Below are 21,913 nucleotides of genomic sequence, written 5' to 3' on the forward strand. Positions count from 1 at the left end.
AATCACACAGGGAAAGGGCGCCGCATGGCCGCAATCATCGAGCTTCAGCGCATATCGAAGCATTATTCCAAAACCATCATCGGCGTCGATGATGTCAGCCTTGATGTCGAGGACGGCGAGTTTGTCACCCTGCTCGGCCCGTCGGGCTGCGGCAAGTCCACCCTGTTGCGCATGATCGGCGGGTTCGAGGCGCCGACCCATGGCATGATCCGCCTGGCCGGGCAGGATGTGACACATGTGCCGCCTTATCGGCGCGATGTGAACATGGTGTTTCAGGATTACGCGCTGTTCCCCCACATGACCGTGGGCGAAAACATCGCTTACGGGCTGAAGATTCAGGGCCGCAGCCGGGCACAGGCCCGCGACATGGCGGTGGACGCGCTGGCGCTGGTCGGCCTGCCCGACAAGATCGACCAGAAACCGGCGCAGCTTTCCGGCGGCCAGCGGCAGCGCGTGGCCCTGGCCCGCGCCATCGTGCGCCGCCCCAAGGTGCTGCTGCTGGACGAACCGCTGTCCGCGCTGGATGCCCGCCTGCGCGACCAGATGCGCATCGAGATGAAGCACCTGCACGAAAAGGTCGGCATCACCTTCATCATGGTCACCCATGATCAGGAAGAGGCGCTCACCATGTCCGACCGCGTGGTTGTGATGGAAAAGGGCCGCGTCGCGCAAGACGGGCGCCCGCAGGATCTCTATGATCAACCGGCCTCGCCCTATGTGGCCAATTTCATCGGCACCACCAATTTCGTCGCCGGATCGCTGACCGGGCGCAGCCCCGCAGGCACCCGCATCGCCAGCGCGGCGGGCGACTTCACCGCGACGGCCGATCTGGCCCTGCCGCAGGGCGCCGAGGTGACGCTGGGCTTCCGCCCCGAAAAGGTCCGCCTGCTGGCCGAGGGCGAAACCGCCGCCAATGTCGTGCCGGGCCGCATCGCCGAGGTGATCTATTACGGCCTGGGCCTGCGCACCACGGTCGAACTGGCCGGGGGCACGCAGGTCCATGTGGATTGCCTGCTGCCCGACAGCCTCGCCCGCTCTGCCGTGCCGCAGCCCGGCGCGCCGGTCCGGCTGGGGATCGAGCCGCACAATGTCTTCGTCTTCGCCGGAAGGGTGGCGGCATGATCGCCCGCGCCCCCCGCAACCTTTCGGCCCTGCTGGTGCTGGGCATCCCGCTGCTGTGGATCGTGGTCTTCATGCTGCTGCCCTATGGCATCATCGTGACCTACAGCTTCTGGCTCAAATCCTACCCCACCTTCAAACCGGCCTTCCAGTTCGGCAACTACCTGACCCTGCTGACCGATGTGCAATATCTGCAGGTGCTGGGCCGCACCCTGAAGATCTCGATCCTCGTCTCGATCCTGTCGCTGGGGCTGGCCTATCCCTTCGCCTGGTGGCTGGTGTTCCGCTGCCGGTCGCAGGCGCTGCGCACCTGGGCCTATATGGCGGTGATCGCGCCGCTCTGGGTCAGCTACCTGCTGCGCGCCTATATCTGGAAAACCATCCTCGGCACCGAGGGCATCCTGAACTCGTTCCTGATGTCCACCGGCCTGATTTCCGAACCCTCGTCGCTGTTCCTGTACAACCAGTTCGCGATGGTGGTCACGCTGACCTATATCTTCATCCCCTTCATGGTGATGCCGATCTACACCGCGCTGGAGCGGATTCCGCTTAATCTGGCAGAAGCCTCGGCCGATCTGGGCATGGGGCCGGTGCAGACCTTCCTGAAGGTCACCCTGCCGCTGTCCACCCCCGGCATTGCCGCCGGGTTCACCCTGACCTTCTGCCTGTCCTTCGGCGATTTCATCGCGCCCTTCCTCGTCGGCGGGCCGGATGGCAACCTCATCGCCTCGGTGATCCAGACGCAATTCGGCGCGGCGCTCAACTGGCCGCTCGGCTCGGCGCTGTCGATCGTGATGCTGATCATCGTGCTGGCCATCGTCTCGCTGTCGGACCGGCTGGAAGCCACCGCCCATACCGGAGCTGCCTGACATGTCGCACAAACCCTCCTCGAGTTTCGTGGCCGACACGGCGCTGACCACCTTTGTCTGCCTGCTGATGGCCTTCCTCTATGTGCCGATCTGGGTGCTGATCGCCTTCAGCTTCTCCTCCTCGCGCTCGCTCACCTGGCCGATTCCCGGCTTCACGCTGGATTGGTATCGCAAGCTCTTTGCCAATGCCGATCTGCTGACCGCCGTCGGCAACAGCTTTTACGTCGCCACCTTCGCCAGCCTGCTGGCGCTGGCGGTCGGCATCCCGGCGGCCATGGCGCTGCACCGCTTCAACTTCTGGGGCAAGACACTGTTCCGCCGCCTGATCCTGCTGCCGATCACCCTGCCGGGCATCGTCACCGGCATCTCGATGCTGAACATGTTCCGCCTGTTCGGCTTCAACCCCAGCCTTGAAACCGTGATCATCGGCCATGCCACCGCCCTGATCGGCGTGGTGGTCACGCAGGTCTTTGCCCGGCTGCAACGCCTGCCGAAATCGCTGGAGGAAGCCTCGTCCGATCTGGGCGCCCCGCCGCTGCACACCTTCCTGCACATCACCCTGCCCAACATCCGCTCTGCGGTGTTCGGCGCGGGCCTGCTGTCCTTCGTGCTGTCCTTCGATGAAATCCCGGTGACCTTCTTCCTCACCGGCCGCGACAACACGCTGCCCATGTATATCTATTCGACCATGCGGCGCGGCGTGACGCCCGAAATCAATGCGGTCGGCACGCTGATCGTGCTCGCCTCTCTCATCCTCATCATTGTCTCCGTGCTGCTGTCGCGCGACCGCAGCCCCCGCTGATCTGACTGGAGCCTGCCATGACCCTGACCCGTGACGACTGGAAAGCCCGCGCCGCCGCGCTGAAACCCGAAACCCGCATGTTCATCGACGGTGAATTCGTCGATGCCCTGTCGGGCGCCACCTTCCCCACGATCAACCCCGCCACCGGCGAAGTGGTGGCCGAGGTCGCGCGCGGCACCGCCGCAGATGTCGATCGCGCCGTCGCCTCGGCCAAGCGCGCCTTCCGCGATGGCCGCTGGTCGCGGCTGGACCCGCGCGACCGCATGACCGTGCTGTCGCGTTTTGCCGACCTGATCGAGGCGAATGCCGAAAGCTTTGCCCTGCTCGACACGCTGGACATGGGCAAGCCGATCTCCGACATGCTCAACATCGACGTGCCCGGCTCGGTCTCCAACATCCGCTTCTTCGCCGAGGTGGTAGACAAGACCGAAGGCGCCGTCACCAATACCACCGCCTCGGCGCTGCATTACATCCTGCGCCAGCCGCTGGGCGTCTGCGGCATCGTGGTGCCGTGGAACTATCCGCTGATGATGGCCGCGTGGAAACTTGGCCCGGCGCTGGCAGCCGGCAATTCGGTCGTGCTCAAACCCGCCGAACAATCGCCACTGTCGGCCCTGCTGCTGGCCAAACTGTTCATGGAGGCGGGCGGCCCCGCCGGCATCCTGAACGTCGTCACCGGCTTTGGCGAGGAAACCGGCAAGCCGCTGGCCCTGCACATGGATGTGGACAAGATCGGCTTCACCGGCTCGGGCGAGGTGGGCAAGCTGATGCTGATCTATGCGGGCCAGTCCAACATGAAGCGCGTCACCAACGAATGTGGCGGCAAGTCGCCGCAGGTCATCCTGGCCGATTGCGAGGATCTCGATACCGCCGCCGCCACGGCCGTTTCCGCCATCTATGGCAATCAGGGCGAGGTGTGTTCTGCAGGCTCGCGCCTTCTGGTCGAACGCCCGATCTATGACGCCTTCATCGAGAAGTTCACCGAGGTCGCCAAAACCGCCCACCAACCCGGCGACCCGCTCGATCCGGCCACCACCATGGGCCCGCTGGTCACCCCCGAACAGCAGGACCGCGTGCTGCGCTATATCGACATCGGCCAGAAAGAGGGCGCCAATCTCGCCTTCGGTGGCGCTGTCCCCGCCGGGCTGAACGCGGGCTGCTATGTGGAACCCACGCTGTTCACCAATGTCGCCAATTCCATGCGCATCGCGCAGGAAGAAATCTTCGGCCCTGTCGCCTCGGTCATCCCGGTGGACAATGTCGATCACGCGATTTCGGTGGCCAATGATACGATCTATGGCCTCGCCGCCTCGATCTGGACCTCGAATGTGAAGACCGCCCACCGTTTCGCCCGCGACATCGAGGCGGGCATCGTCTGGGTCAACGCCTACGAGGCGGGCGACGCCACCACCCCCTGGGGCGGGTTCAAGCAATCGGGCAACGGGCGCGACAAGTGCCTGGAGGCGCTGTCGCAATACAGCCAGACCAAATCCGTCTGGATCGACCTGCGCTGAACCATGCAGATCTGCATCTACGAGGCAGACCGCCCCGCGCCCGACCAGCAGCCGCGCTTCGGCACCTATGCCGACATGTTCGAACGCTGGCTGGGCGCGGCCTTGCCCGAGGCCCGCTTTACCCGGGTCCATGTGGCGGCGGGCGAACCCCCGCCGCCGCCCGGCAGCACCGATGGCGTGCTGATCACCGGCTCCCGCGCCGGTGTGCCAGACCGCCAGCCCTGGGCCGAGGCGCTGATCCCGCATCTGCACGCCCTGCGCGATGCGGGCACGCCCATCGCCGGGATCTGCTTCGGCCATCAACTGATGGCGCAGGCCTTTGGCGGCACCGTCGCCCGGGCCGCCCGCGGCTGGACCATCGGGCGCCACCTGCACGATCCCACACCCGCAGGCGCAGCGCTGTTCGGCCCCAGCCCGCTGGCCGCCGTCTCGGTGCATCAGGATCAGGTCATCACCGCCCCGCCCGGCGCGCAGCTTCTGCTGCGCTCCGACGCCTCGCCCCATGGCGGCTTTCGCTACCCGTTCCCGGCACTGTCGGTGCAATTCCACCCGGAATTTGGCGCCGATTATGTGGATATGGTGCTGGATGCCGGGCTCGGGATGCGCTTCACCCCCGAAATCCTTGCCGAAGCGCAGAAAGACCTGCACGATCCGCTGGATGCCGATCTTGTCGCGCAGGGTTTCGCCCGCTTCTTTCGTGCCCCCCACCCGGAAGGCTGACCGCCGTGGAGCTGCAACGCACCGCCCGCACCGCGCTGCACCAGCGCCAGACCCTCAGCCAGACGCTGCGGCAGGCGGTGGCCTTCATGGCGTTGCCGGGGGCGGAACTGGCCGAACAGCTTGCGCAGGCGGCGGAGGCAAACCCCTATCTGCGCCTCACCCGCCCCCGCGCCACAGCGCCCGCCGTCGAAATCGCCGCCGATGCCCCCAGCCTGATCGCCCATGTTCTGACGCAGCTTCCCCTGCTGGTGCCCGACCGGCGCCAGCACCCGCTGGCACTGGCGCTGGCCGAGGCGCTGGATGCCTCGGGCTATCTGGTGGAACCGCTGGCCAGCATCGCCTTGCGCGCCGGCCAGCCCGAAGCCGCCTTGGCGCAGGTGCTTGCAGACTTGCAACAGATCGAGCCTGCGGGCCTGTTCGCCCGCAGCCTTGCCGAATGTCTGTCGCTGCAACTGCGCGCCGAAAACCGCCTTGATCCGGCGTTCGCCGCCCTGCTGGATCACCTGCCCCTGCTGGCACAAGGCCGCCACGCCGACCTTGCGCGCCTCTGCGGCGTCGCACCCGATCGCCTCGCCACCATGGCCGCGCAACTGCGCCGCCTTGACCCACGCCCCGGCGCCGGGTTCAGCTTCACGCCGCCGCCGCCGCGCCTGCCCGATGTCACCTTCACCGAAACCGAAACCGGCTGGCAGGCCCGGCTCAGCCCCGACGCCATGCCCGCGCTGCATCTCGTGCCGCGCCAGTCCGGCACCAGCGCCGACCAGCGCCGCACCCATCACGAGGCACGCCGCATCGTCACCGCCATGGATCTGCGCAATCGCTCGCTGCTCGCCGTGGCCGAAGCCATCGCCCGGCACCAGCCCGAGGCGCTGCGCCACGGCCCCGCCGCGCTGCGCCCGCTGACCCGCCGCACTCTGGCCGAGACCCTGAACCTGCACGAAACCACCATCGGGCGCATCGTCCGCCACGCCACCGCCCAGATCAACGGCACCGTCATCCCGCTCGCCGCCTTCTTTGCGCGGCCGTGCAACAGCGATGAAACGGCCTGCCGCAGCCAGATTCTGGCCCTGATGCAGCAGCGCCTGACCCAGGGCCCCGCCTCGGATGCCACGCTGTCGCGCTGGCTGGCCGAACAGGGCCTGAACGTGCCGCGCCGCCGCATCGCCAAATATCGCGCCGCCGCCCATATTCCTGCCCGTGCCCATTCCGGCTGAAGGCACGCACCGCCCGCCCCCTTAACCCGGCCCGATCCCCAAACCCCGCCCGACAGGGGGTGTACAAAGGGCCGACAGAAATCCGCCCCCTGTCACCCCCATAAAATCCCCGAAATCCAGCCTGTTAACCCTGCCTGCCCCCCGATTCGTCCCCCTGCCCGGTGTCAGCCGTTAACCCGGCCTTTACCATTGCGCGCCACCCTGCCCGCATGACCCAGCCCCGCGCCTTCCACGAATCCCCCCAACCCCGTCTCTTCGGCGATCCTGACGAGGCGCCGCCCACGCCCGTTCCCGACCGCCTGCCCTCCTACATCGCCGACCACCGCAAACGCCTGCGCACCCGCTTCATGGAAGGCGGCGCCGCCGCGATGCCGGATTACGAACTGCTGGAACTCGTGCTGTTCCGCGCCATCCCCCGGCAGGATGTCAAACCCCTCGCCCGCCTGCTGATGGAGACTTTCGGCGATTTCAACCGCGTCATCACCGCCCCGGTGCCGCGCCTGCTGGCGGTGAAAGGCATCGGAGAAGCCGTTGTTCTGGAACTGAAAATTCTGGAGGCGGCGGCCCAGCGCATGGCCCGTGCCCGGGTGATGCTGCGCCCGATCCTGTCAAGCTGGGATGCCCTGCTCGACTATTGCCACACCGCCATGGCCCACCGCGAAACCGAACAATTCCGCATCCTGTTTCTGGATCGCAAGAACGTGCTGATCGCGGATGAAGAACAGGCGAAAGGCACCGTCGATCATGTGCCCGTCTACCCGCGCGAGGTGGTCAAACGCGCGTTGGAACTGAACGCCAGCGCCTTGATTCTGGTGCATAATCACCCGTCAGGCGACCCCACCCCCTCGGATGCCGACATCGCGATGACCCTGCAGATCCGCGACGGGGCCGAGGTTCTGGGCATCACCCTGCACGACCACCTGATCATCGGCAAGGAACGCGAACTCAGCTTCAGGGCATCTCGCTATCTATAGCGGCAGGCCGCAACCAAACCTCTACCCGTCGATTCGCCCGCCGCCCGGCAGCCGTGGTGTCACAGGCCATCGGCAGGGCCTCGCCAAAGGCGATGACGCGCGGAAAGGCCTGCCCTTCGGCCAGATCGGGCAGCAGCGCGCGCAGGCTGGTCGCCACCCCGATCGCCCGGCTTTCCGACAGATCCATATTCGCCACGCCATCGCCGGAACCATCTGAAAATCCAGCCAGAATCACATCGCGCCCCTTGAAGGCCCCCACCGCCAGAAGCTGCGCCAGCATCTCCAGATTCTGGCGGCTTTGTGCGTCCAGCGTGCTGGTGCCATCCTCGAACCGGAAGGTCAGCGACGACCGGCTCGCCCCCGCCATGGTCTCGGCCAGCCGCTGCAACTCGTCCAGCGGCACATCCTGCCCCGCCCCCTTGATCGCGTTCAGCAGCCGCAGCCCATCGGCGGTCAGCGGCACGATTTCCGGCGCGCTGCCCACGAAACCGGCCTGATCCACCGCCGCCTGTGCCGCAGGATGGTCAAGGAATTCAAGCAGTTCTCGGGCAAACAGCGGCAACCGCCGCCGTGGGGTCAGCAATTGCACCGGCAGGGTCAGCGGGTAATCCGCCGCCTTGACCGAGGCCCGGTCGGGCAGCAGCGGAAAGCCGCAACTGTCGGTCAGCGGCAACACCCGCGCCGCGCCCGCCTCGGCCATGCCGGTGATCGCCAGCGCCCAAGGGTCCGCCGCCACCGCCGCCGCCAGCTCGGCCGCCGTGCGATGCACCACCACGGCGGGCAGATCGCGCCCCAGCCGCGCCGCCAGCGCCTCCTGCATCGAATTGTCCCGCCGCAGCGCATGCAGCACCAGCGGCATGTCCGGCCCGCCCAGCACCTTCCAGTTGTCGATCTCGCCCGACAGCGCCTGCGCCAGATCCGGCGTGGAAACCTGCCCCAGCGGATTGTCCGGCGCCACGATAGGCACCAGCGCATCCAGCGCCATGGCATGGGCGCCAAAGCCCTTGTCCGCCGTCACCGAGACCACCAGCTCCGCCCCGCCCGCCAGCAGCGCTGCCCGGCTGTCCGAGGGGGTGGCCGGGGCAAAGGTGATGCGCGCCAGCACCTGTTCGCTGGCCGGATCGGTCAGCTCTGCCACAAAACCCTCGCCCTCGGGCGCCTGTGTCAGCGTCAGGCCGCGCGTGGCGGCATAGGCCGAAAAAAGCTTTGGCAGCAAGGCATTGCCCTGTTCGCCCGCGCCGGTGATCCGCAGGACCGCCAGCGTGGCCGTCAGGTCGGGGCAGCCCGGCCCCTCGCAGATCACACCTTCGCCATCCACGGTCAGGGGGCCGTATTTGGTAACCACGCGATAGAACTCGCCATCAAAGGCCTGCAATGTGCCATCAATCGACAGCGAGCCATCGCGTGCCGTTAACGTCACATCCTGCGCCGCAGCGCTTCCCCCGGAAAACGAGAGCGCGGCGAAAACCGCCGCGCACCAGAGCCTTGGCTGCATTGCGCCCCACCTGTTACCTTGTGGCGAGTTTCCTCTCCGGGGCAAGATTCTTCAACACCAGAATGTCGCCTTCGGCCTCGCATTCGGGCATCGCCAGCGTCAATTCCTCGGTCCGCACCTCGCCGCCCTGCGATGCAAGCGTTTCGCCCAGCAATTCGCGCCCGCAGGTGGCCTGCGTCACCGCCGCCTCGACCACCACTTCGGCCTTGCCCGCCGCAGGGTAGGTATAGACCTCGGCCAGCATCGGCAGATCAACCGTGGCATCGCCCAGCAAGGTCAGAAACCCGCCCGCATCGCTCGGATGGTGGGGGGTGGCCTGCGACACATGGCCCGGATCGCCATAATCGGCGCCATCCTCGAACGCGTTGATCTGGAAGGCATCTTCGTCAAGCCATTGCACCGCGAAACGCTGCACCGCTGCCATGTCCGGCACTGGCAGCGCACCTTGCACCGTCTCGCCATCGGCGAAAGTCACGGTCACACGGCCCGAAGGCTCCATCGCGGGCAGATCGAGGAACAGCACGCCATTGGCCGAGGCGCGGCCCGTCACTACCAGCCCGCCATGCTTGATGACCACACGCTGGTGGCCGTGGCAGGGCGCGATCAGCGTGATGCCGATCATCGCCCGCGCGCGCGGGATCATATCCAGCTGCGCGGCGCAGGCTTCGGCCTCAACCGCCGCGGGGCTGGCCAGCGGCACCGTGGCAGGCGGCGCCTTGACCACCGGCGGTGCGGGTTCCGGCAGATCATCCGGCCCCGCCGCCAGCGGCACGACCGTCGTGGGCTTCACGGCAGGCAGGCTTGCCGTCTGTTGCGGGGCGTCCTTCTGCACGAAATGCCCCGCTCCCAGACCCACGGCCACAAGGGCTGCGACGAGGGCAATCTGACGTTTGCGATCCATCTTCCGGCTCCACCACACGAATTACCGGGCAAGATCTATCGGCCAAAAGCGGAGAATCTGCGGCGAAAGCGGGGAATGTTTCCAACCTTGCGCCGCAAAACGGGGGCCGTGGCCCCCGCTTACCGTCAGGCCAGACGACCGTGGCAGTGCTTGAACTTCTCACCCGAGCCACAGGGGCAGGGGTCGTTGCGCGAGGGGTTCCCCCAGCTCGTGGGGTCGGTTTCATCGAACCCCGCCAGCGCTTGCGATGCCGGCGCCGGCGCCACCTGTTCCTCCGGTGCCGCGACGGGCGCCTGCGCGGCCTGCTGCTGCGCCAGATATTGCGCGATCATCGCCTGCTGCTCCTCGGCGCTGATCGGGCGGATCATGGCGAGTTTCTGCGTCACATCCTGCCGCAACCCGTTCAGCATCGATTCGAACAGCGTGAAAGCCTCGGTCTTGTATTCCGACAGCGGGTCACGCTGCGCATAGCCCCGGAAGCCCACGACCGAGCGCAGATGTTCCAGCGTCAGCAGGTGTTCCCGCCATTTCGCGTCAATCGTCTGCAACAGAAGCTGCTTTTCGATGTTGCGCATGGTTTCCGGCCCGAAAGCCTGCAGTTTCTCGTCCATCATCTTGTCCGAGGCCGCTTCCAGCCGCTCGCGGATCACGTCCTGATCGACGCCTTCTTCCTTGGCCCAGTCGATCACCGGGACATCAAGGTTCAGCCGCTCGATACAGGCGGCATAAAGCCCCTGCGTGTTCCACTGTTCGGGATAGGTTTTGCCCGGCATGAAGTCTTCGACCAGATCGTCGATCACCTGATAGCGCATGTCCTGCGCGATCTCCGACAGGTCTTCGGCCTGCATGATCTCCAACCGCTGGCTGAAGATCGCCTTGCGCTGGTCATTCATCACGTCGTCGAATTTCAGCAATTGCTTGCGCACGTCGAAGTTGCGGCCTTCGACCTTGGCCTGCGCCCGCTCCAGCGACTTGTTCACCCAAGGGTGCACAATCGCCTCGCCCTCTTTCATCCCCAGTTTCGACAGAACCGAATCCAGTCGTTCGCTGCCGAAAATGCGCATCAGATCGTCTTCCAGCGACAGGAAGAAGGCCGAGCGGCCCGGGTCGCCCTGACGGCCCGAGCGGCCACGCAACTGGTTGTCGATCCGGCGGCTTTCGTGCCGTTCGGTGGCCAGCACGAACAGCCCGCCCGCCTCCAGCACGCGGGCCTTTTCGGCGGCGTGGTCCGCCTCGATCTTGGCGCGCACCTCGTCGGGGTGCAGATGCGGGTCGGCGGCGATGGCCTGCATCACCTTCATTTCCACATTACCGCCCAGCTGAATGTCGGTGCCGCGGCCCGCCATGTTGGTGGCGATGGTCACCGCGCCCAGCTTGCCGGCATCGGCGACGATCTGCGCTTCCTGTTCATGCTGGCGCGCGTTCAGCACGTTATGCGAAATACCCGCTTTCTTCAGCAGATCCGACAGGAATTCCGACTTCTCGATCGAGGTGGTGCCGACCAGCAGCGGCTGGCCCTTGTCATGCGCCTTCTTGATGACCTCGACGATGCCGTCATATTTCTCGCGCGCGGTGCGATAGACCTGATCGTGGTCATCCTTGCGGGCGATGGGCCGGTTGGTCGGCACCTCCACCACGCCAAGGTTGTAAATCTCCATGAATTCATCGGCTTCGGTCAGCGCCGTGCCGGTCATGCCCGACAGTTTTTCATAAAGACGGAAATAGTTCTGGAACGTCACAGAGGCCAGCGTCACGTTTTCCGGCTGGATCTGCACATGTTCCTTCGCCTCGATCGCCTGATGCAGCCCGTCCGACAGACGGCGGCCCTTCATCATGCGCCCGGTGAATTCGTCGATCAGCATCACCTCGCCTTCGCGCACGATATAGTTCTGGTCCTTGTGGAACAGCTTGTGCGCGCGCAGCGACTGGTTGACGTGATGCACCAGCGTGGTGCTTTCCGGGTCATACAGCGTCTGGCCTTCGGGCAGCACGCCCATTTCATGCAGGCGCTGTTCGAGAAACTCGTTGCCCTCTTCGGTATAGGTGGCGTTGCGGGCCTTTTCGTCCAGCTTGAAATGCGCCTCGGTCAGCTCTGGCATCAGGGCATCGACCTTCAGATACAGGTCGCTGCGATCCTGCGACGGGCCGGAAATGATCAGCGGCGTGCGCGCCTCGTCGATGAGGATAGAGTCCACCTCGTCCACAATGGCGAAGAAATGCCCGCGCTGTGCCATTTCCTCGATCGAGGATTTCATGTTGTCGCGCAGATAGTCGAAGCCCAGCTCGTTGTTCGTCGCATAGGTGATGTCGGCCTTGTAGGCCTCGCGCTTTTCCCCATCGGGCTGGAACGGATAGACGACGCCGCAGGTCAGGCCCAGATGGCCGTAAACCTTGCTCATCCATTCCGCATCGCGCTTGGCCAGATAGTCGTTGACGGTCACGACATGCACGCCCTTGCCCGCCAGCGCGTTCAGATAGGCCGGGAAGGTCGCCATCAGCGTCTTGCCCTCGCCCGTCTTCATTTCGGCGATATTGCCCTGATGCAGGAAGATCCCCGCCATCAGCTGCACGTCGAAGGCCCGCAGGCCAAGCGCGCGGCGCGCGCCTTCGCGGCAATTGGCAAAGGCCTCGGGCAGCAGCGCATCAAGGCTTTCGCCCCCCTGCACCCGCGCCTGAAAGGCCCGTGTCTTTTCGATCAGCCCTTCATCGGAGAGAGCCTGAAACTCTGGCTCCAGCGCGTTGATCTTTGCGATAAGCGGGCGAACCGATTTGACCATACGGTCATTCGGCGTGCCAAAGACCTTCCGCGCGAGCGTTCCGAGACCAAGCATGTTTTCTCCGGTGCCTCTTAGCTGACAAGATCGTGCGAGGGTGTGTAGGGCTTGGGGACTTGCCCGCCTCACCCAGCTTTCATAGAAGAACCCGGAAAGGCGCGAAGGTGCCCCGTCTCGCGCGACCTCCGCGATGTAAGGGGCGGCTTCGCCCAAGTCAACGTGGCGCAATGGGCTGCCCCGATCAGGAGACGGTGATATGGCGAAAATGACGAAGATTCTGGGCGCAATGGCGCTTTCGGCAGGCCTTTGCGCCCTGCCTGCGCTGGCCGGGGATCTGACGCCGGAAACGGTGGTCGCCACGGTGAACGGCAAACCGGTGACGCTGGGCGAGATGATCGTGATGCGCGCCTCGCTGCCACAGCAATATCTGTCGCTGCCCGATGACGTGCTGTTCAAGGGCATCCTCGACCAGATGGTGCAGCAAAGCGCGCTGGAACAATCAGTCGAACCGACGCTGAGCAAGAAAGACCGTATCCAGATCGAAAATGACCGCCGCAGCGCCCTCGCTGCCATCGCGCTGCAGGATGTGGTGCAGAAGGCCGTGACGGATACGGCGCTGCAGGCCGCCTATGACGCCAAATACAAGGACTTCAAACCGGGCACCGAATACCATGCCGCCCATATCCTTGTGGACAGCGAAGAGAAGGCGAAAGAGATCAAGGCACAGATCGAAGGAGGCGTGCTGTTCGCCGATGCCGCCAAGACCCATGGCACCGACGGCACCGCCGCTTCGGGCGGGGATCTGGGCTGGTTCGGCGCGGGCATGATGGTGAAGCCGTTCGAAGACGCCGTGGCCGCGATGAAACCCGGCGAACTGGTCGGCCCGGTGCAGACCGAATTCGGCTGGCACCTGATCCAGCTGATCGAAACCCGCCCCGCATCGGCCCCCGCTCTGGACGATGTGCGCGAGGATCTGGCGGCAGAGCTGGAACAGAAGGCCGTGCAGGCCCATGTCGAGGCCGTCACCAAGGCCGCAAAGGTGGAGAAACCCGGCGAGGGGATTGACCCGGCGGTCCTGAAAGACGAGACCTTGCTCGACAAGTAATCCTGCGGAACCGGGGGAAACCATGGCCAAGACCGACTGGAAAGCCGAAGCAAAGGCGCTGAAGAAAAAGCTCAGCAAGAAGGTCGAGAAATTGACCGCCCAGCTTGAGGACGTGCGCGCCGAAGTGACCGGGGCCGCAGCAAGCGCTGTGGCCGCCGTGACCAAGGCCGCCAAGCCGGTCTCGCCGCTGGCCCCGGCCAGCTTCCCTACCCTGCCGGTGATCAAGGGCGCGACTTTCGCCGCCATCGGCGCGGGCATCAAGTATCAGAACCGCAAGGATGTGATGCTGGTGCATCTGGCCCCCGGCACCTCGGTCGCCGGGGTCTTCACCCGGTCGTCCACCCGCTCGGGCTGCGTGCGCGACTGCCAGACGAAACTGGCGATGAAAGTGCCCGCCGGGGCTGGCGCCGCGATCATCGTCAACTCCGGCAACTCCAATGCCTTCACCGGCGCGGTGGGCGATGCCGCTGTCGCCGCCGTCACCGGCGGCGTGGCCGAGGCGCTGGGTCTGCCCGCCAGCCGGGTCTTCTCCTCCTCCACCGGCGTGATCGGCGAACCGCTGCCCTATGAAAAGATCACCGCCGTGATCGGCCAACTGGCTGCCGACCTGACGGAAGAAGGCATCCAGATGGCCGCCGAAGCCATCATGACCACAGACACCTTCCCCAAGGGCGCCTGCGCGGTGATCGAAGGCGAAGGCGGCCCGATCCATATCGCCGGCATCGCCAAAGGCTCGGGTATGATCGCGCCGGATATGGCGACGATGCTGGTCTATATCTTCACCGATGCGAAGATCAGCCCGGCGAACCTGCAAAAGCTGCTGTCGCGCAATGTCGATGACACGTTCAACGCCATCACGGTGGACAGCGATACCTCCACCTCCGACACGCTGCTGCTCTGCGCCACCGGCCAAAGCCCGGCCGCCGAGGTGAAGGGCGCCACCGCCAAGGCATTTGAGGCCGCGCTGAAAACCATCATGCTCGATCTCGCGCATCAGGTGGTGAAAGACGGCGAAGGCGCCAGCAAATTCGTCGAGGTCCGGGTAACCGGCGCCGCCACTGCGGAAGACGCCGCCAAGGTCGCCAAGGCCATCGCCGATTCGCCGCTGGTGAAAACCGCCGTCGCGGGCGAAGACCCCAACTGGGGCCGCGTCGTCATGGCCGTCGGCAAATCCGGCGCGCTGGCCGAACGCGACAAGCTGCGCATCAGCTTCGGTAATATCCTCGTCGCCGAAAAGGGCTGGCGCAGCCCGAAATATTCGGAAGAGGCCGCCGCCGCCTACATGAAAGGTCAGGAACTGGTCATCGCCGTCGATCTGGGGCTGGGCCGCGCCTCCCGCACCGTCTGGACCTGTGACCTGACCAACCGCTATATCGAGATCAACGCGGATTACCGCTCCTGATCCCTTCTTCTTTGTAAAAATACCCCGCGGGGGTCCGGGGGCGCGAAGCCCCCGGCGCTCTTCGCCAGTGCCGGAGCCACCCATGAAGATCGTCCTCGTCGCCGCCGTCGCCCTGATCGACCCCGACGGGCGCGTGCTGCTGGCCCAGCGTCCCGAAGGCAAATCCCTCGCCGGGCTCTGGGAATTTCCGGGCGGCAAAGTCGAAGCCGGCGAAACGCCGGAGGCCGCGCTGATCCGCGAGTTGAAAGAAGAGCTGGGCATCGACACCTGGCAAAGCTGCCTCGCACCGCTGACCTTCGCCAGCCACAGCTACGAGGATTTCCACCTGCTCATGCCGCTGTTCGCCTGCCGCCGCTGGCAGGGTACACCGATGGGCAGCGAGGGGCAGCGAATCACTTGGGCGCGTGCAGGTAGCCTTAAAGACTATCCAATGCCACCCGCAGATGTTCCCCTGATCCCAATCTTGCGGGACTGGCTATAATTTGTGCGGGAATACATACCTTTGGAACAGTTTTGCGACTAATTTGTTATTTCAAAATTAAGCTTTCTCCCGCTATCCTGATCTCCTGAGGCTGCATTGGGGGGAACAGGAAGATGCTGCGCACGATTTCTTTGGGGACCTGCGTTTCGGTGCAGGGTATTGTCGTCGGCAAGACTGCAGACGGCAAGTTGATGGTTCGGGTGGATGACAAGACCTTTGTCGGCTATCCCGTCACGCCGTCTCGCGCAGCCTGATCTTGTGATGTTCTGATCATGCGCCGGAAGGACATAAGGCCGGGCTCACGCCCGGCCTTTTGATTTCTGTGCGGCAGCTTCAGCCAGCCCGGCGCCGCCCCGCAATCGCCCAGTTTCCCGGACAATCGCGCTGGCAGGCGCACAGGCCCGCCGATCAGGCCAGCTTGCGCACCACTTCTTCGCGCTCGAAAATCTCGATGACATCGCCGGGGCGAATATCTTCGTAGCGTTCGAACGCCATGCCGCATTCCTGACCCGAGATGACTTCCTTCATCTCGTCCTTGAAGCGCTTCAGCGTCTTCAGCGTGCCCTCGTGGATCACCACGCTGTCGCGCAGCAGGCGCACGCCTGCCGAACGCCGCGCCACGCCTTCGGTGACGATACAACCCGCCACATTGCCGACGCCGGTGATCTTGAACACTTCCTTGATCTGCGCATAGCCGATGAAATGCTCGCGCACTTCGTTCTTCAGCAGGCCCGAGGCCGCCGCCTTGATATCATCCACCAGGTCATAGATGATCGAGTAATAGCGGATCTCGACCCCCTTCTGGTGGGCGCTGTTGCGCGCCGAGGCATTGGCCCGCACGTTGAAGCCGATGATCGGGGCGTTGGACGCCTCGGCCAGACCCACGTCGGTATCCGTGATCGCGCCGACACCGGAATGCAGGATGCGCACGCGCACCTCGTCATTGCCGATCTTCTCCAGCGCCTGCACGATCGCTTCGGCAGAGCCTTGCACGTCGGTCTTGATCAGCACCGGCAGTTCGGCGACCGATTTGTCCGCCTTGGCCTTGGCCATCAGCTGTTCCATCGTCGTCGCGGCACCGGCAGCGGCGCGTTTGTCGCGGGCAGCGCTTTCACGATAGGTGGCAATCTCGCGCGCCTGCGCTTCGGTTTCCACCACGTTCAGCACGTCCCCGGCCTGCGGCGTGCCGTTCAGGCCCAGCACTTCCACCGGAACCGACGGACCAGCCTCGGTCACCACTTCGCCCTTGTCGTTGATCAGCGCGCGGACCTTGCCCCACTGCTCGCCCACAACAAAGATGTCGCCCTTCTTCAGCGTGCCGTTCTGCACCAGAACCGTCGCCACCGGGCCACGGCCCACGTCGAGCTTGGCTTCGATCACCGCCCCGGCCGCAGCACGTTTCGGGTTGGCACGCAGTTCCAGAATTTCCGCCTGCAGCGCGATGGCTTCCAGCAGATTGTCCAGCCCCTTGCCGGTCTTGGCCGAAACCTCGACATCCTGCACGTCGCCCGACATCTCTTCCACGACCACCTCGTGCTGCAGCAGATCCGTGCGGACCTTCTGCGGATTGGCACCCGGCTTGTCGCATTTGTTGATGGCGATGATCATCGGCACCTTGGCGGCCTTGGCATGGGCAATCGCCTCGATCGTCTGCGGCATCACCGCATCGTCGGCGGCAACCACCAGCACCACGATATCCGTCACCTGCGCGCCACGGGCCCGCATCGAGGTGAAGGCAGCGTGGCCGGGCGTATCGAGGAAGCTGACCAGCGCGCCATTCGGGGTTTTCACCTGATAGGCGCCGATATGCTGGGTGATGCCCCCGGCTTCGCCGGACACCACATTTGCCTTGCGGATCGCATCCAGAAGCGAGGTCTTGCCGTGGTCAACGTGACCCATGATCGTGACGATCGGCGGGCGCGGCTGAAGATCTTCGGCCTTGTCCTGAACCGTGTCGATCACCTGTTCCACGTCGGCATCCGACACGCGCACCGCCTTGTGGCCGAATTCCTCGATCACCAGTTCGGCGGTATCGGCGTCGATGGCCTGGTTCATGTTGACCATCATGCCCATTTTCATGAGCGCCTTGACCACATCCGCAGCCCGTTCGGCCATGCGGTTCGCCAGTTCCGACACCACGATGGTTTCCGGCAGCTGCACGTCGCGCACCTGCTTCTCCGGCTTGGCGCCAAAGCCCATGGCTTTCTGACGCGCCTTTTCCTGCTTGCGCTTCATCGCGGCGAGCGAGCGGGTACGACCGCCCTCGCCATCCAGCGCGGAGGTCAGGGTCAGCTTGCCGGCGCGGCGACCATCGTCGCCCTTGCCTTTGGAGGCACGTTCACGCTCACGCTCTTCGCGCTCGCGATCGGTCTTGCGCGGGCTGAGCCCGGGCTTGGCCGAGGCCGGGCCACGATTGTCTTCGGTCGGGGCAGGCGATGCGGCGGGCGCCGCAGCTTCCTTAGCCGCCGGGGCAGCAGGCTGTTCTTTCACAGCCGATTTCGGGCGCGTGCCCAGAACGTCAGCCTTGCGGGCAGCTGCAGCAGCGATCTTCGCCTCTGCCTCGGCGCGGGCCTGGCGTTCTTCTTCTTCGGCCTTGGCCTTCTTCGCCGCTTCCTGTTCGCGGGCTTCGCGTTCTTTCGCCTCGATCTCGTCGCGGCGGCGCTGGCGATCTTCCTCGCGCTGGCGTTCTTCTTCCGCGCGGCGGGCGTTGTCATCCGCTTCACGCGCCTTGGCGGCGCGCAGGGCGGCCAGACGCCGCTCCATCTCGGCGTCGGAAATCCCGGCCGGACGTTTGGACGGATCGCCCAGATGCGGCGCCGAGCCGCTGGCGGCGCCACCGGCTGCGCCGGGCTTCGGCACCACAACGCGTTTGCGTTTGGTCTCCACCACGACGCTCTTGGTGCGGCCATGGGAGAAGCTTTGCTTCACCTGACCGGAACGCGGCGCGTTCCCACCACCAAGGCCAAGGGGTTTTTTACCGTCTGTATCGCTCATGCCGTCTTCGTATCCCTTCCGGCGGTCTCGCCGCCGTCCTGCCTGCCCGCTCCACCCCGGAGCCCGGCAAGCCTTGCCGCTTCCTCTACAACACGGTCGCTGAGTCCACCAGCCGCAAGCGCGCCGTGTATTGCATGTTCACGACCGAAAGCCAAACCCAATTCCTGGGCAGTCAGACAGTCGATAAACAGGCCCGTTTTCTCTGGCGGGCGCAGCTTGGCCTTGCCTCGCTCCGACCCGTCGCTGGCCTGAAGCAGCACGCGTGCGCTGCCTTTGACCAGCCAGTCCTTCACCTTCTCGTAGCCGGTCACCGCCAGCCCCGCCTTGCGGGCAAGGCTCAGCAGTTCCACCACGCGGCGCGCCAGCAGACCTTCGATCAGATCCGCCAGCCCGTCCGGCGCCTTGGCCGACTGGCGCGCGGCGCGGGAAAACATGCCCTTCGCCGCCGCCTTGTCAATCGCCGCGCGATCCGCCGCAACATAGAACCCCCGGCCCGGCAGGCGGCCCAGAAGATCCGGCACCACCACACCATCCGGCCCCATCACGAAGCGGATCAGCCCGCCTTTCGGCTGGCTTTCCCCGGAGACGATGCATTTCCGCTCCGGTTCATCCTGCTGGTCAGTCCGGCCCCCGCGGGTCATCCCCGACGCTCCGAGGCCCTCAGGCCTCGGCCTCCTCTTCGTCGTCGCCTTCGGCTTCAACGTCGCCGGATTGCAGCTCCGTCGGATCGACCCAACCCAGCATGACGCGGGCGGTCATCACCAAATTTTGCGCCTCTTCCAGCGACACGTCAAACTTTTCAAGCACGCCCTCGTCCTTCTTGCGCTGGCCGTTCTCGGTGGTCCAGCCACCGGCCAGCTCCCAGTCGGCGCAGGTCGCAAAGTCTTCAAGCGTCTTGATGCCGTCGCGCGCCAGCGCTTCGATCATCTGCGGCGTCAGCCCCTCGAAGTTGAACAGGCTGTCATCGACCCCCAGCGCACGGGCGGTTTCAATCGCCTTGCGGTTCTGTTCCTCGATATAGTCGCGGGCGCGGGCCTGCAGCTCGCCTGCCGTGCCTTCATCGAAGCCGTCGATCGACAGCAGCTCCTCCAGATCGACGTAAGCGACCTCTTCGAGGTTGGTGAAGCCTTCGGCCACCAGCAGCTGCGCCATCATCTCGTCGATGTCCAGCGTGTCGATGAACAGCTTGGTGCGCTCGGCGAATTCGGCCTGACGGCGGGCCGATTCTTCGGCTTCCGTCATGATGTCGATATCAAGGCCCGTCAGTTGCGAGGCCAGACGCACGTTCTGCCCGCGGCGGCCAATGGCCAGAGACAGTTGTTCATCCGGCACCACGACTTCGATCTTGTTCGCCTCTTCGTCGAACACGACCTTGCTCACCTCGGCGGGCTGCAGCGCGTTCACAAGGAAGGTCGCCTGATCCTGATTCCACGGAATGATGTCGATCTTCTCGCCCTGCAGTTCGTTCACCACGGCCTGCACGCGGCTGCCGCGCATCCCGACGCAGGCGCCCACGGGATCAATCGAGTTGTCATAGGAAATCACGGCGATCTTGGCGCGCGACCCCGGATCACGGGCCACGGCCTTGATCTCGATGATGTTGTCATAGATTTCCGGCACTTCCATCTTGAACAGTTCGGCCATGAACTGCGGATCGGTGCGCGACAGGAAGACCTGCGGCCCGCGCGCCTCGCGGCGCACATCCTTGATGTAGCAGCGGATCCGGTCGTTCGGGCGATAGCTTTCACGGCCGATCTTCTCGTTCCGGCGCAGGATGCCTTCGCCCCGACCGATATCCACGATGAGATTGCCGTATTCTTCGCGCTTGACCACGCCGTTGATGATCGTGCCCTTGCGGTCCTTGAATTCCTCGAACTGGCGGTCGCGCTCGGCCTCGCGCACCTTTTGCAGGATCACCTGCTTGGCGCTTTGCGCGGCGATGCGGCCCAGATCGACCGGGGGAACCTCGTCGATCACCTCGTCGCCGATCTGCGGGTCTTTCAGATAGGTTTTCGCCTGCTTGACGGTCAGCTGCGCATGGTGGTTTTCCACCTCGTCATCGCCGACAACGGTGCGGATGCGGGCAAAGGTGGCGCGGCCGGTCTTGCGGTCGATCTTCACCCGGATGTCGAGATCCGAGCCGTAGCGCGATTTCGCGGCCCGGGCGAGGCTCTCTTCCATGGCCTGAATGACCAGATCGGGGTCGATCATCTTTTCCCGCGCCACCGCCTCGGCGGTTTGCAGCAGTTCCAGCTGGTTCGCAGAAGTAATCGCCATGACGTTCCTCTTGGCCTTCAGTGTTTCGTCGCAGGGGTGTCAGACTCTTCGTCCTCGTCCCCTTCGGTTTCTTCGATCTCGTCGAACTGCGATTCGTCCACAACACCCGCCGCCTTGCGCTGGCGCAGCATCTCGGCGATCAACTCGTCCGTCAGCAGCAGTTTCGCATCCGACAGCCACTCGAACTTCAACCCGATGGTCAGCGGCTCGCCGCCTTCCTCGATCTCGATCAGCACTTCGTCGCCTTCGGTGCCCTGCAGCACGCCCTTGAACCGGCGGCGCCCGTCGATCAGCTCGGTGGTTTCCAGCCGGGCCTCGTAATCGACCCACATGTCGAAATCCTTCAGCCGGGTCAGCGGCCGGTCGATGCCGGGCGACGAGACTTCGAGGATATAGTTCTCTTCAATCGGGTCTTCCACATCCAGCACGGCGGACACGGCGGTGGAGATCGCGGCACATTCGTCCACCTCGATCCCGCCATCCGGGCGGTCTGCCATGATCTGCAGGGTGCGGGTGCGCCCGCCCATCAGGCGGATGCGCACCAGTTCAAACCCCAGCCCTTCGATGACGGGGTTGATGATATCCGCGATGCGGCGGTCAATGGCGGTTTTCGCGATCAGATCGGACATGGTATTCCTGAGGCCATCCGGCCAAAACAAAAAAACGGGCACTGGCGGCCCGTTCGCATTCGCTCGGTGGGCTGTCGGTTTGGACCCGCAGCGCCGCTGTTGCAAGCCATATAGGCGAAAGGCACCGAGTCTGCAAGCCTTATGAACAAGGCCTCAGGCGGCAGCTTTCACCGAGGCCATGCCTTCGGCCATCAGCCCGGCCAAAGCGGTGATGGCCGCCTGCCACGCCTCCAGTGCCGCATCGGTGAACCCGGCACGCAGCCAGCCCGCCAGCGAGATCAGCAGCGCCTCGGCCACCGGGGCGAAATGGTCGGCGGTCACCCCATAGGCGACATGCCGGGCGCCCAGGCTGCGGGCGGCGGGGGCCAATGCCTCGGGCCGGTCCAGCGTAGCAGCGGCGAAGGCCAGCACCGTCATCAGCTTGCGGCCCTGATCCGCCAGATCGGCCGGGAACATCGGGCGCACCTGCGGCGCGATGGCGAACAGCCGGTCATAAAAGGCGGCGGCAAAGGCGTGCTCCTGGCCTTTCAACAGCGCCACATGGGACCGGACGAGGGAAATCTGGTCGGGAGTTATAAGATTGGGGGTCATTGGCTTGCTCCATATACAAAGGAAAAGTGGCGCCACCCCGGAGGGGATCACA

19 protein-coding genes are annotated in these 21,913 nt (G+C 64.9%); 11 read left to right on the plus strand and 8 right to left on the minus strand.

Annotated elements, in window-relative coordinates:
• The first annotated feature begins 24 nt into the window (after positions 1–24).
• The 7 genes from BMX43_RS03605 (at position 25) to radC (ending at position 7,212) form a co-directional block, all read left to right on the plus strand.
• Positions 25–1,122 (plus strand): ABC transporter ATP-binding protein, encoded by a 1,098-nt coding sequence (locus BMX43_RS03605; RefSeq protein WP_091296831.1) that lies wholly within the window; start codon positions 25–27, stop codon positions 1,120–1,122.
• Positions 1,119–1,988: an ABC transporter permease gene (locus tag BMX43_RS03610; RefSeq protein ID WP_091296834.1), complete on the plus strand. Its 870-nt coding sequence runs from the start codon at positions 1,119–1,121 to the stop codon at positions 1,986–1,988. The genes BMX43_RS03605 and BMX43_RS03610 overlap by 4 nt, the downstream gene beginning before the upstream one ends.
• A 1-nt stretch (position 1,989) precedes the next feature.
• Positions 1,990–2,790, plus strand: coding sequence for an ABC transporter permease (locus tag BMX43_RS03615; protein ID WP_091296838.1), 801 nt, complete (start codon positions 1,990–1,992; stop codon positions 2,788–2,790).
• Between the two features lie 17 nt (positions 2,791–2,807).
• Positions 2,808–4,304 (plus strand): aldehyde dehydrogenase, encoded by a 1,497-nt coding sequence (locus tag BMX43_RS03620; RefSeq protein WP_091296840.1) that lies wholly within the window; start codon positions 2,808–2,810, stop codon positions 4,302–4,304.
• A gap of 3 nt (positions 4,305–4,307) precedes the next feature.
• Positions 4,308–5,024, plus strand: coding sequence for a type 1 glutamine amidotransferase (locus BMX43_RS03625; protein WP_091296843.1), 717 nt, complete (start codon positions 4,308–4,310; stop codon positions 5,022–5,024).
• A 5-nt stretch (positions 5,025–5,029) separates the two neighbouring features.
• Positions 5,030–6,238 (plus strand): RNA polymerase factor sigma-54, encoded by a 1,209-nt coding sequence (locus BMX43_RS19710; protein ID WP_175482008.1) that lies wholly within the window; start codon positions 5,030–5,032, stop codon positions 6,236–6,238.
• Between the two features lie 209 nt (positions 6,239–6,447).
• Positions 6,448–7,212 (plus strand): RadC family protein, encoded by a 765-nt coding sequence (gene radC / locus BMX43_RS03640; RefSeq protein ID WP_091296846.1) that lies wholly within the window; start codon positions 6,448–6,450, stop codon positions 7,210–7,212.
• Here radC and BMX43_RS03645 read toward each other — a convergent pair.
• The 3 genes from BMX43_RS03645 to secA form a co-directional block, all read right to left on the minus strand.
• A complete protein-coding gene (locus tag BMX43_RS03645) occupies positions 7,190–8,707 on the minus strand; it encodes a phosphate ABC transporter substrate-binding/OmpA family protein (RefSeq protein WP_091296850.1) in 1,518 nt (505 codons plus the stop codon). The two genes, radC and BMX43_RS03645, sit on opposite strands and share 23 nt — an antisense overlap.
• 13 nt (positions 8,708–8,720) lie before the next feature.
• On the minus strand, positions 8,721–9,608 hold the full coding sequence (locus BMX43_RS03650; protein WP_091296854.1) for a hypothetical protein: 888 nt from the start codon (positions 9,606–9,608) through the stop codon (positions 8,721–8,723).
• Between the two features lie 125 nt (positions 9,609–9,733).
• A complete protein-coding gene (gene secA / locus BMX43_RS03655) occupies positions 9,734–12,439 on the minus strand; it encodes a preprotein translocase subunit SecA (RefSeq protein ID WP_091296855.1) in 2,706 nt (901 codons plus the stop codon).
• Positions 12,440–12,638: 199 nt separating this feature from the next.
• On the opposite strand from secA, the gene BMX43_RS03660 reads away from it, so the two are divergent.
• The 4 genes from BMX43_RS03660 (at position 12,639) to BMX43_RS19715 (ending at position 15,624) form a co-directional block, all read left to right on the plus strand.
• On the plus strand, positions 12,639–13,487 hold the full coding sequence (locus BMX43_RS03660) for a peptidylprolyl isomerase (protein ID WP_091296858.1): 849 nt from the start codon (positions 12,639–12,641) through the stop codon (positions 13,485–13,487).
• A gap of 22 nt (positions 13,488–13,509) precedes the next feature.
• Complete coding sequence (argJ, locus tag BMX43_RS03665; protein ID WP_091296860.1) at positions 13,510–14,889, plus strand: bifunctional glutamate N-acetyltransferase/amino-acid acetyltransferase ArgJ; 1,380 nt, start codon at positions 13,510–13,512, stop codon at positions 14,887–14,889.
• A gap of 82 nt (positions 14,890–14,971) precedes the next feature.
• Positions 14,972–15,370, plus strand: coding sequence for an 8-oxo-dGTP diphosphatase MutT (mutT, locus tag BMX43_RS03670; protein WP_091296863.1), 399 nt, complete (start codon positions 14,972–14,974; stop codon positions 15,368–15,370).
• A gap of 113 nt (positions 15,371–15,483) precedes the next feature.
• On the plus strand, positions 15,484–15,624 hold the full coding sequence (locus BMX43_RS19715) for a hypothetical protein (protein WP_091296866.1): 141 nt from the start codon (positions 15,484–15,486) through the stop codon (positions 15,622–15,624).
• Between the two features lie 154 nt (positions 15,625–15,778).
• Here the strand turns inward: BMX43_RS19715 and infB are convergent, their stop codons facing one another.
• From infB to BMX43_RS03700, 5 genes are all read right to left on the minus strand, one after another.
• A complete protein-coding gene (gene infB, locus BMX43_RS03680) occupies positions 15,779–18,364 on the minus strand; it encodes a translation initiation factor IF-2 (protein ID WP_091296869.1) in 2,586 nt (861 codons plus the stop codon).
• Positions 18,361–19,005 (minus strand): RNA-binding protein, encoded by a 645-nt coding sequence (locus BMX43_RS03685; protein ID WP_091296873.1) that lies wholly within the window; start codon positions 19,003–19,005, stop codon positions 18,361–18,363. The genes infB and BMX43_RS03685 overlap by 4 nt, the downstream gene beginning before the upstream one ends.
• Positions 19,006–19,024: 19 nt before the next feature.
• A complete protein-coding gene (gene nusA / locus BMX43_RS03690; RefSeq protein ID WP_091296876.1) occupies positions 19,025–20,641 on the minus strand; it encodes a transcription termination factor NusA in 1,617 nt (538 codons plus the stop codon).
• Between the two features lie 17 nt (positions 20,642–20,658).
• Positions 20,659–21,270: a ribosome maturation factor RimP gene (rimP, locus tag BMX43_RS03695; RefSeq protein ID WP_091296879.1), complete on the minus strand. Its 612-nt coding sequence runs from the start codon at positions 21,268–21,270 to the stop codon at positions 20,659–20,661.
• Positions 21,271–21,423: 153 nt separating this feature from the next.
• Positions 21,424–21,861 (minus strand): globin domain-containing protein, encoded by a 438-nt coding sequence (locus tag BMX43_RS03700; protein ID WP_091296881.1) that lies wholly within the window; start codon positions 21,859–21,861, stop codon positions 21,424–21,426.
• Between the last annotated feature and the right edge of the window lie 52 nt (positions 21,862–21,913).

This window comes from Gemmobacter aquatilis (genome assembly GCF_900110025.1).
In the GTDB taxonomy this organism is placed as follows: Bacteria; Pseudomonadota; Alphaproteobacteria; order Rhodobacterales; family Rhodobacteraceae; genus Gemmobacter; species Gemmobacter aquatilis.

What these genes read in the sequence shown, in the direction of transcription:
- BMX43_RS03605 (WP_091296831.1), top strand. Translation starts at nt 25, where the DNA reads ATGGCCGCAATCATCGAGCTTCAGCGCATATCGAAGCATTATTCCAAA.
- BMX43_RS03610 (WP_091296834.1), top strand. Translation starts at nt 1,119, where the DNA reads ATGATCGCCCGCGCCCCCCGCAACCTTTCGGCCCTGCTGGTGCTGGGC.
- BMX43_RS03615 (WP_091296838.1), top strand. Translation starts at nt 1,990, where the DNA reads ATGTCGCACAAACCCTCCTCGAGTTTCGTGGCCGACACGGCGCTGACC.
- BMX43_RS03620 (WP_091296840.1), top strand. Translation starts at nt 2,808, where the DNA reads ATGACCCTGACCCGTGACGACTGGAAAGCCCGCGCCGCCGCGCTGAAA.
- BMX43_RS03625 (WP_091296843.1), top strand. Translation starts at nt 4,308, where the DNA reads ATGCAGATCTGCATCTACGAGGCAGACCGCCCCGCGCCCGACCAGCAG.
- radC (WP_091296846.1), top strand. Translation starts at nt 6,448, where the DNA reads ATGACCCAGCCCCGCGCCTTCCACGAATCCCCCCAACCCCGTCTCTTC.
- BMX43_RS03645 (WP_091296850.1), bottom strand. Translation starts at nt 8,707, where the DNA reads ATGCAGCCAAGGCTCTGGTGCGCGGCGGTTTTCGCCGCGCTCTCGTTT.
- BMX43_RS03650 (WP_091296854.1), bottom strand. Translation starts at nt 9,608, where the DNA reads ATGGATCGCAAACGTCAGATTGCCCTCGTCGCAGCCCTTGTGGCCGTG.
- secA (WP_091296855.1), bottom strand. Translation starts at nt 12,439, where the DNA reads ATGCTTGGTCTCGGAACGCTCGCGCGGAAGGTCTTTGGCACGCCGAAT.
- BMX43_RS03660 (WP_091296858.1), top strand. Translation starts at nt 12,639, where the DNA reads ATGGCGAAAATGACGAAGATTCTGGGCGCAATGGCGCTTTCGGCAGGC.
- argJ (WP_091296860.1), top strand. Translation starts at nt 13,510, where the DNA reads ATGGCCAAGACCGACTGGAAAGCCGAAGCAAAGGCGCTGAAGAAAAAG.
- mutT (WP_091296863.1), top strand. Translation starts at nt 14,972, where the DNA reads ATGAAGATCGTCCTCGTCGCCGCCGTCGCCCTGATCGACCCCGACGGG.
- BMX43_RS19715 (WP_091296866.1), top strand. Translation starts at nt 15,484, where the DNA reads ATGCTGCGCACGATTTCTTTGGGGACCTGCGTTTCGGTGCAGGGTATT.
- infB (WP_091296869.1), bottom strand. Translation starts at nt 18,364, where the DNA reads ATGAGCGATACAGACGGTAAAAAACCCCTTGGCCTTGGTGGTGGGAAC.
- BMX43_RS03685 (WP_091296873.1), bottom strand. Translation starts at nt 19,005, where the DNA reads ATGACCCGCGGGGGCCGGACTGACCAGCAGGATGAACCGGAGCGGAAA.
- nusA (WP_091296876.1), bottom strand. Translation starts at nt 20,641, where the DNA reads ATGGCGATTACTTCTGCGAACCAGCTGGAACTGCTGCAAACCGCCGAG.
- rimP (WP_091296879.1), bottom strand. Translation starts at nt 21,270, where the DNA reads ATGTCCGATCTGATCGCGAAAACCGCCATTGACCGCCGCATCGCGGAT.
- BMX43_RS03700 (WP_091296881.1), bottom strand. Translation starts at nt 21,861, where the DNA reads ATGACCCCCAATCTTATAACTCCCGACCAGATTTCCCTCGTCCGGTCC.